The sequence below is a fragment of the Sphingomonas sp. genome (assembly GCF_964263785.1).
Taxonomy (GTDB): domain Bacteria; phylum Pseudomonadota; class Alphaproteobacteria; order Sphingomonadales; family Sphingomonadaceae; genus Sphingomonas.
The window spans coordinates 21,380-34,696 of the sequence record NZ_CAXVWL010000051.1; the positions used below are offsets into that span (position 1 = coordinate 21,380).

The 13,317-nt window shown below is 67.2% G+C and carries 14 protein-coding genes and 1 tRNA gene; 7 read left to right on the forward strand and 8 right to left on the reverse strand.

Features of this window, described 5'->3' with window-relative positions; all coding sequences use genetic code 11:
• Positions 1-8: 8 nt before the first annotated feature.
• From ACE5C1_RS07215 to gap, 5 genes are read right to left on the reverse strand one after another with little or no spacing between them, the layout of a single operon-like run.
• A complete protein-coding gene (locus ACE5C1_RS07215; RefSeq protein WP_374943385.1) occupies positions 9-923 on the reverse strand; it encodes a class I fructose-bisphosphate aldolase in 915 nt (304 codons plus the stop codon).
• A 20-nt stretch (positions 924-943) separates the two neighbouring features.
• A complete protein-coding gene (locus tag ACE5C1_RS07220) occupies positions 944-1,273 on the reverse strand; it encodes a type II toxin-antitoxin system PemK/MazF family toxin (RefSeq protein WP_374943386.1) in 330 nt (109 codons plus the stop codon).
• The gene (locus ACE5C1_RS07225; RefSeq protein ID WP_374943387.1) at positions 1,270-1,533 is read right to left on the reverse strand and encodes a CopG family transcriptional regulator; all 264 of its coding nucleotides are present in this window, start codon (positions 1,531-1,533) and stop codon (positions 1,270-1,272) included. The genes ACE5C1_RS07220 and ACE5C1_RS07225 overlap by 4 nt, the downstream gene beginning before the upstream one ends.
• Before the next feature lie 39 nt (positions 1,534-1,572).
• Positions 1,573-2,766, reverse strand: a complete 1,194-nt coding sequence (locus tag ACE5C1_RS07230) for a phosphoglycerate kinase (protein ID WP_374943388.1) — start codon at positions 2,764-2,766, stop codon at positions 1,573-1,575.
• Between the two features lie 23 nt (positions 2,767-2,789).
• Positions 2,790-3,797, reverse strand: a complete 1,008-nt coding sequence (gap, locus tag ACE5C1_RS07235) for a type I glyceraldehyde-3-phosphate dehydrogenase (RefSeq protein ID WP_374943389.1) — start codon at positions 3,795-3,797, stop codon at positions 2,790-2,792.
• A 116-nt stretch (positions 3,798-3,913) separates the two neighbouring features.
• Here gap and ACE5C1_RS07240 point away from each other — a divergent pair, with 116 nt between their 5' ends.
• The 4 genes from ACE5C1_RS07240 (at position 3,914) to ACE5C1_RS07255 (ending at position 5,445) form a co-directional block, all read left to right on the forward strand.
• A complete protein-coding gene (locus ACE5C1_RS07240; protein ID WP_374943390.1) occupies positions 3,914-4,099 on the forward strand; it encodes a hypothetical protein in 186 nt (61 codons plus the stop codon).
• Positions 4,099-4,404 (forward strand): cell division protein ZapA, encoded by a 306-nt coding sequence (locus ACE5C1_RS07245; RefSeq protein ID WP_374943391.1) that lies wholly within the window; start codon positions 4,099-4,101, stop codon positions 4,402-4,404. Before ACE5C1_RS07240 ends, ACE5C1_RS07245 begins: the two co-directional genes overlap by 1 nt.
• 325 nt (positions 4,405-4,729) lie before the next feature.
• Complete coding sequence (locus ACE5C1_RS07250) at positions 4,730-5,254, forward strand: 5-formyltetrahydrofolate cyclo-ligase (protein ID WP_374943392.1); 525 nt, start codon at positions 4,730-4,732, stop codon at positions 5,252-5,254.
• The gene (locus ACE5C1_RS07255) at positions 5,251-5,445 is read left to right on the forward strand and encodes a DUF2842 domain-containing protein (protein ID WP_374943393.1); all 195 of its coding nucleotides are present in this window, start codon (positions 5,251-5,253) and stop codon (positions 5,443-5,445) included. The genes ACE5C1_RS07250 and ACE5C1_RS07255 overlap by 4 nt, the downstream gene beginning before the upstream one ends.
• Positions 5,446-5,671: 226 nt before the next feature.
• Here ACE5C1_RS07255 and ACE5C1_RS07260 read toward each other — a convergent pair.
• Positions 5,672-5,748: transfer RNA gene (locus tag ACE5C1_RS07260), tRNA-Asp, on the reverse strand.
• Between the two features lie 41 nt (positions 5,749-5,789).
• A complete protein-coding gene (locus tag ACE5C1_RS07265; RefSeq protein WP_374943394.1) occupies positions 5,790-7,022 on the reverse strand; it encodes an AI-2E family transporter in 1,233 nt (410 codons plus the stop codon).
• A 71-nt stretch (positions 7,023-7,093) separates the two neighbouring features.
• Between ACE5C1_RS07265 and ACE5C1_RS07270 the strand changes: the two genes are divergently transcribed.
• A complete protein-coding gene (locus ACE5C1_RS07270; RefSeq protein WP_374943395.1) occupies positions 7,094-8,563 on the forward strand; it encodes an FGGY family carbohydrate kinase in 1,470 nt (489 codons plus the stop codon).
• 394 nt (positions 8,564-8,957) lie between these two features.
• Here the strand turns inward: ACE5C1_RS07270 and ACE5C1_RS07275 are convergent, their stop codons facing one another.
• On the reverse strand, positions 8,958-10,667 hold the full coding sequence (locus tag ACE5C1_RS07275; RefSeq protein WP_374943399.1) for a class I adenylate-forming enzyme family protein: 1,710 nt from the start codon (positions 10,665-10,667) through the stop codon (positions 8,958-8,960).
• A gap of 175 nt (positions 10,668-10,842) precedes the next feature.
• Between ACE5C1_RS07275 and ACE5C1_RS07280 the strand changes: the two genes are divergently transcribed.
• Together ACE5C1_RS07280 and ACE5C1_RS07285 are read left to right on the forward strand one after the other, a co-directional pair.
• Positions 10,843-12,051, forward strand: a complete 1,209-nt coding sequence (locus ACE5C1_RS07280; RefSeq protein WP_374943396.1) for a serine hydrolase domain-containing protein — start codon at positions 10,843-10,845, stop codon at positions 12,049-12,051.
• Between the two features lie 93 nt (positions 12,052-12,144).
• A partial coding sequence (locus ACE5C1_RS07285; protein WP_374943397.1) for an enoyl-CoA hydratase-related protein occupies positions 12,145-13,317 on the forward strand: 1,173 nt, incomplete at its 3' end.

Consider the following 13,317-nt stretch of genomic DNA (forward strand, 5'->3'; position numbering starts at 1 on the left):
TTCGCATATCAGTCCTCGCCCTTGTAGATCGACACCAGCTTGGCGAGCATCTCCAGCGCCTCGTCGCGCGGGCGCTGAAAGGTGTTGCGGCCGATGATCGAACCGTTGCCGCCGCCGTCGCGGATGTCGCGCGCGTCCTGGTAGATCGCGTCCGACCCCTTGGATGCGCCGCCCGAGAAGACGACGATCCGGCGACCGGCGAAGCTCGACTGAACGACGTGGCGAACGCGATCCGACTGCTTCGACCAGTCGGTGCCCTCATACGCCTTCTGCGCATCCTTCTGCTCGATGTGCGCGGTCGGCAGCTTGACCTTGATGATGTGCGCGCCGAGCAGCGCTGCGATGTGCGCGGCATAGGCGCCGACATCAAGCGCGAGCTCGCCTTCCTTCGACAGGTCGCCGCCGCGCGGATAGCTCCAGATGACGGTGGCGATGCCGACCGACTTGGCTTCCTCGGACAGCTCGCGGATTTCTTCGATCTGCTCGAAGATGTTCTCACCACCGGGATAGATGGTGAAGCCGATCGCGGCCGAGCCGAGGCGGAGCGCGTCGGAGACGCTGGCGGTCACGCCCTGGTCGACGCTCGTCGCCCAGCTGTTCGAGCTGTTGCATTTGAGGATGGTCGGGATCTGCCCGGCGAAGGTGTCCGCACCGGCTTCGAGCATCCCGAGCGGCGCGGCATAGGCGCTCAGCCCCGCGTCGATCGCGATCTGGTAATGGTAATGCGGGTCGTAAGCGGGCGGGTTGATCGCGAAGCTGCGCGCGGGGCCGTGCTCGAAGCCCTGATCGACGGGCAGGATCACCAGCTTGCCGGTACCGCCGAGGTGCCCGTGCATCAGGATGCGCGCCAGGTTGGCCTTCACCGCCGGGCTGGTGGCTTCGTACTTGTCGAGAATGGCGCGGACGGCCGGAGTCGTGATCATGTTTGGTCCTCTTCGTTTTTTTAGAGCGTAAGCCAAGTGCGCAGGGCGCTCTCGACAGCGATAAGTGTCTCGTTGGTGGCCTTACCGATCACCCGGCTGACGCGATGGGTCCACACCGCCTGCAGCTTGTCGACCGCGACCTCGCTGTCGCGCAGCAGTCCGTTTCGATCGTTCGCCGCCACGGGAACGCGGTACATGGGCATCCCGGTCAGCTCGGTCGTAATCAGGCAAACGGTGACGCTTTGATGCGTATCGTTGAACAGGTCGCTTTGAACGATCAAAGCAGGACGAGGCTTGCCCGAGAAATCGCCGTCACGATCAGCGACGATCACATAGTCGCCGCGTTTCATTCCGCAGCGTTTGCCGTTGTCAGCGGTTCGGCATCGTCCCACATGGTTCCGAGCGCTTCCCATTCCCTGTCCTCGTCGCTCCAGCCGCGTGCAGCCGCGGCAAGCGATTGGCGACGCGCTTCCGCGCGGAACACCTCATCGTGGGTTTCGACGTACCGCTGGATGGCGGTGCGCGCGACGTCGCTTTTGTTCCGACCCTGCTGCCGCGCAACAGATTCGAGCATCGATTCCAGCTCCGTCGTCAAACGCACTCCGAGCATGACGTCCTCCGTTGAACACGTTCAACATACGCGTTCAGTTCAACGCGTCAACGCCGCCACCCCGGGCAGCTCACGTCCCTCCATCCACTCCAGGAACGCGCCGCCTGCGGTCGAGACGAAGGTAAAGGCCTCGGCCACCCCCGCCTGGTTCAGCGCCGCGACGGTGTCGCCGCCGCCCGCGACCGACACCAGGCTGCCGTCCTGGGTCAGCGCCGCCGCGGTCTTCGCCAGGGCGACGGTCGCGGTGTCGAAGGGCGGCGTCTCGAACGCCCCCATCGGACCGTTCCAGACAAGGGTGCGGCAGTTCTTCAGCACGTCGCCCAGCGCTTCGACCGCGGCGGGGCCGACGTCGAGGATCATCTCGTCGGCCGCGACCTCGTGGACGTTGACGGTGCGAGTCGCCGGGTTCGGCTTGAACTCGGTCGCGACCACGACGTCATAGGGCAGGTGTACGGTGCAACCCGCGCGCTCGGCGGCGGCCATGATCTCGTCCGCAGTGCTCGCCAGGTCATGCTCGCACAGGCTCTTGCCGACATCGACGCCGCGTGCGGCGAGGAAGGTGTTGGCCATGCCGCCACCGATGATCAGGTGGTCCACGCGGCCGACCAGATGCTTGAGCACGTCGAGCTTGGTCGACACCTTGGCGCCGCCGACGACCGCGGCGACCGGATGCTCGGGCGCACCGAGCGCTTTCTCCAGCGCGTCGAGTTCCGCCTCCATCGCACGTCCGGCAAAGGCGGGGAGTTTGTGCGCCAGCCCCTCGGTCGAGGCATGCGCACGATGCGCGGCGGAGAAGGCGTCGTTGACGTACAGGTCGCCCAGCGCGGCGAACCGCTCGACCACATCGGGCGCGTTCTTCTCCTCGCCCGCGAAGAAGCGGGTATTCTCCAGCACCGCGATATCGCCGGGTTGCAACATCGCGACCGCGTCGGCCGCACCCTCCCAGTCGATGAAGCGCACCGGCCGGCCGAGCACCCGCTCGTACGGCTTCGTGACGAGCGCCAGCGACATGCTCGGATCGGGCTGTCCCTTGGGACGGCCGAAATGCGCGAGGACGAGCACGATCGCGCCGCGGTCGGCGAGCTCGGTCACCGTCGGCACCGTCGCACGAAGCCGGGTGTCGTCGGTCACCGCGCCGTCCGCCATCGGCACGTTCAGGTCCTCGCGCACGAGCACCCGCTTGCCCGAGAGGTCGCCCATGTCGTCGAGCGTCTTGTACGGCTTGGGGCTCATGATCCGGTTCCGTCGCGTAAAGGTCAGAGGAACTTGGCCATCGCGGTTGCGGTGTCGACCATGCGGTTGGAGAAGCCCCATTCGTTGTCGTACCAGCTAACGACGCGGACCAGCTTGCCGTCGATCACCGCGGTTTCCAGGCTGTCGACCGTCGACGAGGCGGGCGTGTGGACGATATCGATCGAGACCAAAGGCTCGTCGGAATATTCGAGCACGCCATTCAGTGGCCCGCTCTCCGATGCTGCCTTTAGGATCGCGTTGACCTCGTCGCGGGTGGTGTCGCGCTTGGGGGTAAAGGTCAGGTCGACGAGGCTGCCGTCGGGCACGGGCACGCGGATCGCCGAGCCGTCGAGCTTGCCCTTCAATTCGGGCAGCACCTCGCCGACCGCACGCGCGGCACCGGTGGTGGTCGGGATCATCGACATCGCCGCCGATCGCGCGCGGCGCAGGTCGGGGTGGATCTGGTCGAGAATTTTCTGGTCGTTGGTATAGGCGTGGACCGTCGTCATCAGCCCGCGCTCGATGCCGATCGCGTCGTTCAAGACCTTTGCGACCGGCGCCAGGCAGTTGGTGGTGCACGACGCGTTGGAGACGATCGTGTGGTCGGCGGTCAATTTGTCGTGGTTGACGCCGTAGACGACGGTCAGGTCGACGCCCTTGCCGGGTGCGGAGATCAGCACCTTCTTGGCGCCCGCGTCGATGTGCTTCTGGCACGCCTCCTTGTCGGTGAAGAAGCCGGTGCATTCGAGCACCAGGTCGACACCCAGTTCCCGGTGCGGCAGATTCGCCGGATCGCGCTCGGCGGTGACTCGGATGCGCTTGCCGTCGATAACCAGGTCGTTGCCCTCGGCAACCGCGGTGCCCGGCCAGCGCCCGTGGATGCTGTCGCGCGCGAAGAGCCAGGCGTTGGACTTGGCGTCGGCGAGGTCGTTGATCGCGACCAGCTCGAGCTCGCTCTGGCGCTCCAGCATCGCGCGGGCGACCAGGCGGCCGATGCGCCCGAAGCCGTTGATCGCTACCTTGACCGTCATCCTTGCGCTCCCGTGATCTGTTCGAAAAGTCGCGCGAGCCTTTCGAGCGCACACGGACGCCTGTCAACCGCATGCGGACTTGCCGCCATCCGGCAGAATGCTATCGAGTCCCGGTGATGGACACCAATTCCCCGTCGGCGGTCGACCGCATCGACGCCGCGATCGCGCGGATCGAGACGCAGATATCGGCACGCGCCGAGGCCAGCGATGCGCTCGCCCGGCGCCATGCCGCGCTTAGGGCGCGGATGGCGGAGGCGGTCGCCGCGCTCGACGACGTGATCGCGCGCGAGACGTCCGACTGATGGCCGAGGTGACGCTCTCGATCGGCGGCCGCCCGCACCGAGTCGCCTGCCGCGATGGCGAAGAGACGCGCGTCCGTATGCTGGGCGATATGCTCGACACCCGCTGGACCGGCGCAGCCAAGGTTTCGGGCGGCAGCGTCGAGCGGGCCATGCTCTTCGTCGCGTTGATGCTGGCCGACGATCTCGACGAGGCGCACCGGCGCCCACCCGAAGGCGCCGCGGTCAGCGAGGATGCGCTGGCGCGGATCGCGGACCGGCTCGAATCGCTCGCCGCGGCTCTTGAGCACACGTCGTCGATGTCCTAGATAGGCGGTGGCGGGTTCTGCCCGGTGCGAGCCTTTATTATCCCTGAGGCTATTCATCATCCAAAGGGGGCTGTCCCTGCTAGGACCCTGGTCCGAAGTACATGGTCCCCACCTGACGTACCGTGCGTCAGTGGATAACCCGGCACACGGCCAAGGTGGTTCCCGCCACCGCGCAGCGCGCATGCAGCTAGCGAAGCTAGCCGCAAGACGCGCAAGCGCGGCCGGCGGGAAGCGCAGCGCTCCCGTCCGACGTTACGAAGCCTGTCCTGAGCGACGCCGCAGACGGCGTCGAAGGGCGGCTTTGCCGCGGCGCTCTTCCTAGCTCATGGACAAACGTGCCCTGCGCACCCGCATGCTGAGCATCCGCGGCAGCATCGCCGGCCACCCGATCGCCATCCCCCCTGCCCTCCAGGCCTGCTTCGTGCCCGGCGCAGTCGTCGCATCCTACCTGCCGATCGCAGGCGAGATCGATCCTGCGCCGCTGGTGGAGGCCGCACTGGTTGCGGGGTGCAGGCTCGCCCTGCCCTATGTGGTCGACCGCCCGACGCCGATCCGCTTCCTCGCCGGAGACGGGCCACTCACCGCAGGACCGTTCGGCCTCACTCAGCCGTCCGCGCATGCTGAGCCGCTGGAGCCCAGCGTCATCCTGACGCCGCTGGTCGCGTTCGACCGCGTGGGCAACCGGCTGGGCTGGGGCGCAGGGCACTATGATCGGGCGTTCACCGAGCACCCCAACGCATGGCGCGTAGGGGTCGCGTGGTCCGTTCAGGAGGTCGATGCGTTGACGCCGGACTCGTGGGACGTGCCGCTGCACGCCATCGTCACCGAAAAGGAATGGATCGAACCATGACACCGAGCTGGCGCAAACCCGCAGGCGCGCTCATGATCCTGGGGCTGATCGTGCTGTGGTGTGTCCTGATCGCGAGCCTGTCGGGCGTCGTGGGGCAATTGCACTGGGCGGCGCAGACGATGTTCTATCTGGTGACGGGAATCGTCTGGATCGCGCCGATGAAGCCGTTGCTGGCGTGGATGGAGCGCTGACGCGCGAGACGCGGCAGCGAAGCTGGCGCACGCGCGCAAGCTCGGCCAGCGCAGCAGAGCGCGCCATGAGCGCAGCTTTGCTGCGACGTACGGCGTGCGGGCCAATGGGTTCGTATCGCGCTGGGGAGCGCCGCGGCAAAGCCGCATCGTCGATCCTGGCTTTGCCAGGTCGGCCGCGCTGGTGGAATGCGCGTTAGCTCCGCTATCGCGTCTCTCCACTGGCGCGTGGCGCGAGTGACGGGGCTCGAACCCGCGACCTCCGGCGTGACAGGCCGGCGCTCTAACCAACTGAGCTACACCCGCTTGAAGCGTGGGCGGCGAACTAGGCGAGGCTCCCCCGAGCGTCAACCCCCAGTTTCGTGCGGCCTTTGTGGATCGTCCGTGCGCCGCCGCCCGCGGTCGCGGCGCTGCTGGACCAGGGTACCGTGTTCGAACAGGAAGCCCGCAATATCGGGCTTTCCCGCCGCGCCCAGCACCGTCTGGAGGATGATGAGCAGCGGCACCGCGAGCAGCGCGCCCGCCGTCCCCCACACCCAGCCCCAGAAGCTCAGGGACACCAGGATCAGCACCGGGTTGATCGTCAGCCGGTGGCCGACGACGAACGGCGTGATGAAATTCGCCTCCACCAGGTGGCAGCCGATCATGATCGCGGGCGGCAGCATCGCCACCCAGATGTCGGGGAAGGTCATCAGCCCGCCGAGCGCCATCAGGAAGGCGGCGATCACCGGGCCGAAATAGGGGATGTAGTTCAGCAGAGCGACGATGCCCCCCCACATCGCCGGGTACGGCATCCCCACCGCCCACAGCGCGGTGCCGACGACGACCCCCAATGTCAGGTTGATCGCGGTGATCGTGCCCAGATACGCCGACACGTCGTCGACCACGTCCTGGATCACCCGCGCGGTCGCCATCGCTCCGTCGAAGCTGGTGCGCCCGGTGATCGTCCGCTTCCTCAGCCGCGTCCAGCCAGACAGAAAGAAGAACACGGTCAGCACGCAAAAGAAGAACTGGACGATAACCGTGGGCGCCGAGGTCGCGGCGAACTCCAGGATCGAACTTGGCGGCGACACCGCGCTGGCCTGCTGCTGGCGCACCGGCGTGGTGGCGACCTGGCGCAGGGTGCGGTTCACATACTTTTCAAGGCTGGAATACAGGTCGAGCAGCGGCGCCAGGTTCATCTGGATGCGGTCGATGCGGGTCGGCAGCAGGCGGAAGAAGTCCGTCGCGGGAATGACGATCGCGGCGATCGCGATGTTGGCGGCGACCAGGAACAGCAGCACGCAGACGAGCGACGCCAGCGGCGACGGCACGCGGTGACGTTCGAGCCATTCGAGCGCCGGGATCAGCGCCACCGCGATCACCAGCGATACGGTGAGCGGCAGAAAGAACTCCGCCCCCGCCTTCAGCGCGAAGGGTAGCGCGACGACCAGACCGATGCCCGCGATCAGCGTCAGTGCGGCGAGCAGCCGGTCGCGGCGCATGGCGATGCGCAGCGCATCGTCGGCCTCGACCCCGGCGGGCACGCCAAGCAGGCTGTCGGGAGCGGTATCGAGCGGTTGATCGGGTCGGGCGGCCATCGCGGCGCAGCCTAGCGGCTTTCCCCGGCGGTGTAATCCCGCATAGAAGGCCGCTGAGAGAGAGGAAGCGGATGGGCGATCATATCCTGGTCATCGACGAGGGCACGACATCGACGCGGGCAATGCTGTTCGCCCTTGATGGGCGCTGCATCGCGTCGGAGGCGGCGGCACTGACCCAGCATTATCCCGCGCCGGGCCGGGTCGAGCACGATGCCGCCGAGATCTGGCGCAAGACGCTCCGGGTCACCGCGGCGATGGTCGCGCAGGCCGGTGGTGCCGAGCGGATCGCCGCGATCGGCATCACCAACCAGCGCGAGACGGTGGTGTTCTGGGACCGGACCACCGGCGCGCCGCTGGCCCCGGCGATCGTCTGGCAGGACCGGCGCACCGCGGCGAAATGCCGGGCGTGGCGCGAGGCGGGCCACGAGCCCGATGTGCAGGCCAGGACCGGGCTGCTGCTCGATCCGTATTTTTCAGGGTCGAAGATCGGCTGGGCGATGCGCGAATGGCCCGAGGTCGCCGCGGTCCGAGACCGGCTTGCGGTCGGCACGGTCGAGAGCTGGCTGGTGTGGAACCTGACCGGTGGCGCGCACATCAGCGATGCGACCAACGCCTCGCGAACCGCATTGATGGACCTGACGACGGGTCGGTGGGACGCCGGACTGGCCGAGCTGTTCGGCGCGCCGATTTCGGCACTGCCCGAGATCATCGATTGTGCAGGCACCTTCGGGACCACCACCGCGTTCGGTGCCGCCATCCCGATCTGCGGGCTGGCGGGGGACCAGCAGGCGGCGAGCATCGGCCAGTCTTGCCTGGTTCCGGGGCAGACCAAGGCGACCTTCGGCACCGGTGCGTTCGTGCTGACCCAGGCGGGCCGGGCGGCGCCCACATCCTCGCACCGGCTGCTGTCGACGGTGGCATGGCAGCTCGGCGGCGAGCGGCATTATGCGCTGGAGGGATCGGTGTTCGTCGCGGGCAGCCTGATCCAGTGGCTGCGCGATTCGCTCGGGCTGATCGGAGATGCAGCCGAGACCGACGCATTGGCGCGCAGCGTCGCGGACAATGCCGGCGTGTATCTGGTCCCCGCGCTTAGCGGGCTCGGCGCGCCGTGGTGGGAGCCCGATGCGCGTGCCGCCATATCGGGGCTGAGCTTTGCGGCGAGCAAGGCGCATGTCGTCCGCGCCGCGCTGGAGGCGATGGCGCACCAGGCCAGCGACCTCAAACGCGCCTTCGCGGCGGATGGGCAGGACTGGGATGTGCTGCGGATCGACGGCGGCATGGTCGCCAACGACTGGATGGCGCAGGACCTGGCCGACATGCTCGACCTGACCGTCGAGCGCCCCCGCTTCGCCGAGACGACCGCATTGGGCGCCGCGATGCTGGCGGGCGTCGGCGCTGGGTTGTTCGCCGATCTGAAGGCGGCGAGCGCGATGCGCGGCGAGGTCGAACGGTTCGAACCGCGGCTGGACGATGACGTGCGCCAGGCGCGACTCTTGGGGTGGAAGCGGGCGGTCGAGTGCGTCGCGGCGGCGAAAGGTTAGGCTAAGGTGAGGCCAATGCGGCGCTTCGCGTGCCTGCCGATCGCCGCGAAAACCCGGATCGCGCGCGACCCCCGCACGATCGACTCGTTCCGGCCTACAAGTTCAAAGAGCGTGTCCGGGATCATGCACATCGGGCCCGCTGTAGGACAGCCGCAAATATCCGGTCGCCGGGTGCCTGTTTACCTTTCGGTAACCCGGGGTTGCGAAAAGGTGCCCCGCCCGAGGGAGAAGACCGAGGACGAGGCACCCGACGCAAACCGGCAATACACCGCCGGCGCCGTTCAATTGCCACGCCAGCAATGGAGACGGGCTCTACGGCTATGGCTGAGAGCCCGTTAACCATCGGGGCGCTTGAAGCTGTCCCCTGTTGCGCCGTCGCGCAGGGTAACCACAATTAGTCGGCAGCCGGCACCGCGTCCTCGAACAGCACCTTTAAATCCTTTTTCAGGATCTTGCCGTTGGCGTTGCGCGGCAGCGTCGCCGTGACGAAGCGGATCGCGACCGGGGCCTTGAAGGCAGCCAGCCGCTCGCGGACCCAGGCCTGGAGCTCGGCTTCGGTCGCCGTCGTGCCGGGCGCCAGGTGGACCACCGCGGCGGGTTCCTCGCCCAGCGAACGGTGGGGCAAGCCGATCAGCGCGCAATCGGTGACCGCGGGGTGGGCGTAGAGGACGTTCTCGACCTCCGTCGAATAGATGTTCTCGCCGCCGCGGATGATGATGTCTTTCGCGCGGTCGACGACGTAGAGGAATCCTTCGTCGTCGAGCCGCGCGAGGTCGCCCGTGCGGACCCAGCCATCGACGAAGGTGGCCGCAGTCGCCTCGGGCTTGTTCCAATATCCGCGCACGATCATCGGGCCGCGCGCCCACAATTCGCCGACTTCGCCCACGGGGAGCAGCGTGACGCCGTCGTCGGCCCTGATCTCCAGGTCGGCGGCGGCGACCGGCGGCCCGGCGCTGGTCGGGCGGTTGAGATAGTCCTCGCCACCGTGCTGGGTGACGGTCGCCATCGTCTCGGTCATCCCCCAGCCATTGCCGGGCAGCGCGCCGAACTCCTCGTGGATCCGCCGCACCAGCTCGGGCGCGGCGGGCGCGCCGCCATAGGCAATCGTGTCGAGGCTGGAGAGATCGTATTTGGCGCGATCGGGGTGCTCGAGCAGTTGCCACGCGATCGTCGGCACGCCCCCGGTCATGTTGACCCGCTCGCGTTCGATGATCGCCATCGCGGCCCCTGCATCCCAGCGGCGCATGAAGATCGTCGTCGTGCCCGTCGCGACTGCGCCCATCATACCCGCCGAGCACGCCGTACAATGGAACATCGGAATGACCGTCAGCATTGTCCGCGGCACCGGATCGGGCGGTGTCTCGCCCCGGCGCAGGTACGCGCGTGCCGCCGAATAGCCGCTCGACAGGATGTTCGACGTCATGTTGCGATGGGTGCCGAGCGCGCCTTTGGGCACCCCGGTCGTGCCGCTGGTATAGAAGATCGTGGCGTCGTCGTCGGGCGCGATGTCGACGATCGGAAATGCCCGGTCGGGCAGCGCGGCCCAGTCGGCAGGCGTGCCGATCGTGTCCTCCAGCCGGGTGGCGATGCCGTGCAGCGGACTGGACGCACGCGAGACGAGGACGTGCTCGAGCGCGGGCAGATCGGCATAATGCGTGCTCAGCCGCTGGTGCCGCTCGTCGTCGAGGATCAGCACCCGCGCGCCCGAATCGCGCAAGCCATATTCGAGCTCGCCGCCGGTCCACCAGGCGTTGAGCGGCACGGCGATCGCGCCGATCGCGGTGATGGCGAAGAAGGCGACCGGCCATTCGGGCAGGTTGCGCATTGCCAGCGCCACGCGGTCCCCCTTGCCGATCCCGAGGTCGACGAGATGCGCGGCAAGCGCGGCGGCGGCACGAAAGGCCGCGTCGTAGCTGACGCGTTCGTCCTCGTAGATCGTCATCGGCCGCGCGCCGTGCGCGTGCGCCGCGGCGGTGAACAGCCAGGGGAGCGATGGCGGCGCGTTCGTCCACACGCGGGTGGGGATGCCGCGGATGACGACGTGCTCCATTTCGAACTTAGCACCCGGCGCGGTGAGCAGATCGCGCGCCGCTTCGACGCTCATCGCGGGCCATGAATCGTCGGGTGCGATAAGGGGTACGCTGGCCACGTCTTGCTCTCCGCGTTGCGTTTTCGGGTGTCGGTTTGGCCCGTTGGTATGCAGGTTAGTGTTGATTCACACGCCGCTCAAGGCAATAGGCGTGCGGACGTTCGAAACATTGGTATGGCGAAACAGGGATATGGTGCGGATGGCGGGTTTCGATGCAGAGCGGCTGCGGCGGATCGACCGCTTCGTCGCCGCCCGCTATCTCGACACGGGCAAACTGCCCTGCGCGCAGCTGCTGGTGGCGCGCGATGGCGAGATCGCGCACTTCTCGCATCAGGGTTCGGCGCGAGAGGGCGGCGCCTCGATCGACGAGACATCGCTGTTCCGCATCGCGTCGATGACGAAGCCAGTCACCTCGATCGCGTTCATGATGCTAGTCGAGGAAGGCCTCGTCGCGGTCGACACCCCGGTCCACCACGTGCTGCCCGAGTTCAAGGGGATCGGCGTCTACAATGGCGGCGGCGGCGGAGTGCCGTTCCTGACCAAGCCCTGCGACGAGCCGATGCGGATGGTCGATCTGCTGCGGCATACCGCCGGGCTGACCTACAGCTTTCAGAACCGGTCGAATATCGATGCGGCGTACCGCGACGGAAAGATCGAGGCCTGGCACGGCAACCTCGACCTCGACGGCTTCGTCGCAGCGCTGGGCAAGCTGCCGCTGGAGTTTTCGCCCGGCACGTCGTGGAACTATTCGGTCGCCACCGACGTGCTCGGCGCCGTCGTGCAGCGGGTCTCGGGAATGCCGCTCGACCGCTTCTTCGAAGAACGCATCTTCGCGCCGCTCGGGATGCGCGACACCTTCTTCACGGTGCCCGCCGACAAGGCCGATCGGCTGACCGATTGCTATACGTTCAAGCCGGGTGAAGGCCGGGTGATGTTGGATACGGGCGCCAAAAGCGCATGGCTCAGGCCCCCTGCCCTGCTGTCGGGTGGCGGCGGACTGGTGTCGACCAGCCTCGACTATCACCGCTTCGCGACGATGCTGCTGAACGGCGGAGTCCTCGATGGCGTCCGCATCGTCGGGCGCAAGACAATCGAGTTGATGACGCGCAACCATTTGCCGGGCAAATCCGATCTCGCCAGCATGTCCAAATCGCTGTTCAGCGAAGCCGCGAACGCGGGCACCGGCTTCGGGCTGGGCTTTGCGATCAACGACGATGTGGCGAAGTCGATGATACCGGGCACCGCGGGCGAATTCTACTGGGGGGGCATGTTCTCCACCGCGTTCTTCGTCGATCCGGTCGAACGCATCACGATGGTCTTCATGACCCAAATGTCGCCCAGCAACCTTTACCCGATCCGCCGCGAGCTCAAGACGATGATCTACGCGGCTTTGAACTAGCAACCGTCACCCCAGCGAAGGCTGGGGTCTCTACGTAACTGGGAGACCCCAGCCTTCGCTGGGGTGACGATCAGAAGAACAAGGAGCTCAACAATGACGTCCCCGATCCGCACCGAACGCCACGACGACATCCTCGTCATCATCTCCGACAACCCGCCGGTCAACGCGCTCGGCGCGGCGGTCCGCCAGGGATTGGAGGCCGCGATCAAGCAGGGCGTCGCCGACGCCAGCGTCGCCGCGATGGTGATCCGCTGCGACGGCCGCACCTTCTTTGCGGGCGCGGACATCACCGAGTTCGGCAAGCCCTTCGTCGAACCCGGGCTGCCAACGGTGGTCGACATGATCGAGGCGTCGGACAAGCCGGTGGTCGCGGCCATCCACGGCACCGCGCTCGGCGGCGGGTGTGAAGTGGCGCTCGGGTGTCACTACCGGGTTGCGGTGCCCTCGGCCAAGCTGGGGACGCCCGAGGTGAAGCTGGGGCTGCTCCCGGGCGCCGGCGGCACGCAGCGAATTCCGCGCATCGCCGGGGTGAAGCTGGCGCTGGAGATGACCGCCAAGGGCGATCCGATCTCGGCCAAAAAGGCGCTCGACGCCGGGCTGATCGACAAGCTCGTCGGTGAGGATTCGCTGGAGGCGGATGCGGTCGCCTTCGCGCGGGAAGTCGCGGCCAAGCGGCCGATCCCGCGCGCCAGCGAGAAGACCGCGCAGGCAGACGCGGAGGCGGTCGCCGCGTTCAAGAAGGAGAATGGCCGCAAGTTCCGCGGCTTCGACGCCCCCGCTGCCAACATCGCGTGCGTCGAAAAGGCGGCCTCGGGCGCGACCTTCGAAGAGGGCGTCCAATTCGAGCGCGCCGAATTCATGAAACTGATGATGGGCACCCAGTCCGCCGCGCAGCGCCACATCTTCTTCGCCGAGCGGCAGGCGGCCAGGATCGACGACGTACCCGCGGATACGAAGCTGCGCGACATTAAGCGCGTCGGCGTGATCGGCGCGGGCACGATGGGCGGCGGCATCGCGATGAACTTCCTGTCGGCGGGCATCCCGGTGACGATCGTGGAAATGCAGCAGGAGGCGCTCGACCGCGGTACCGGCGTGGTCCGCAAGAATTACGAGGCGAGCGCCGCAAAGGGGCGGCTCAAGCCCGAGCAGGTCGAGGAGGCGATGGGTGCGCTCAAGCCCACGCTCAGCTTCGACGATCTCGCCGACTGCGACCTCATCATCGAGGCAGTGTACGAGCAGATGGAGGTCAAGAAGGACATCTTCTCA

Coding starts and splice junctions, on each gene's coding strand:
- ACE5C1_RS07215 (WP_374943385.1), bottom strand. CDS start 923: ATGATCACGACTCCGGCCGTCCGCGCCATTCTCGACAAGTACGAAGCC.
- ACE5C1_RS07220 (WP_374943386.1), bottom strand. CDS start 1,273: ATGAAACGCGGCGACTATGTGATCGTCGCTGATCGTGACGGCGATTTC.
- ACE5C1_RS07225 (WP_374943387.1), bottom strand. CDS start 1,533: ATGCTCGGAGTGCGTTTGACGACGGAGCTGGAATCGATGCTCGAATCT.
- ACE5C1_RS07230 (WP_374943388.1), bottom strand. CDS start 2,766: ATGAGCCCCAAGCCGTACAAGACGCTCGACGACATGGGCGACCTCTCG.
- gap (WP_374943389.1), bottom strand. CDS start 3,797: ATGACGGTCAAGGTAGCGATCAACGGCTTCGGGCGCATCGGCCGCCTG.
- ACE5C1_RS07240 (WP_374943390.1), top strand. CDS start 3,914: ATGGACACCAATTCCCCGTCGGCGGTCGACCGCATCGACGCCGCGATC.
- ACE5C1_RS07245 (WP_374943391.1), top strand. CDS start 4,099: ATGGCCGAGGTGACGCTCTCGATCGGCGGCCGCCCGCACCGAGTCGCC.
- ACE5C1_RS07250 (WP_374943392.1), top strand. CDS start 4,730: ATGGACAAACGTGCCCTGCGCACCCGCATGCTGAGCATCCGCGGCAGC.
- ACE5C1_RS07255 (WP_374943393.1), top strand. CDS start 5,251: ATGACACCGAGCTGGCGCAAACCCGCAGGCGCGCTCATGATCCTGGGG.
- ACE5C1_RS07265 (WP_374943394.1), bottom strand. CDS start 7,022: ATGGCCGCCCGACCCGATCAACCGCTCGATACCGCTCCCGACAGCCTG.
- ACE5C1_RS07270 (WP_374943395.1), top strand. CDS start 7,094: ATGGGCGATCATATCCTGGTCATCGACGAGGGCACGACATCGACGCGG.
- ACE5C1_RS07275 (WP_374943399.1), bottom strand. CDS start 10,667: ATGAGCGTCGAAGCGGCGCGCGATCTGCTCACCGCGCCGGGTGCTAAG.
- ACE5C1_RS07280 (WP_374943396.1), top strand. CDS start 10,843: ATGGTGCGGATGGCGGGTTTCGATGCAGAGCGGCTGCGGCGGATCGAC.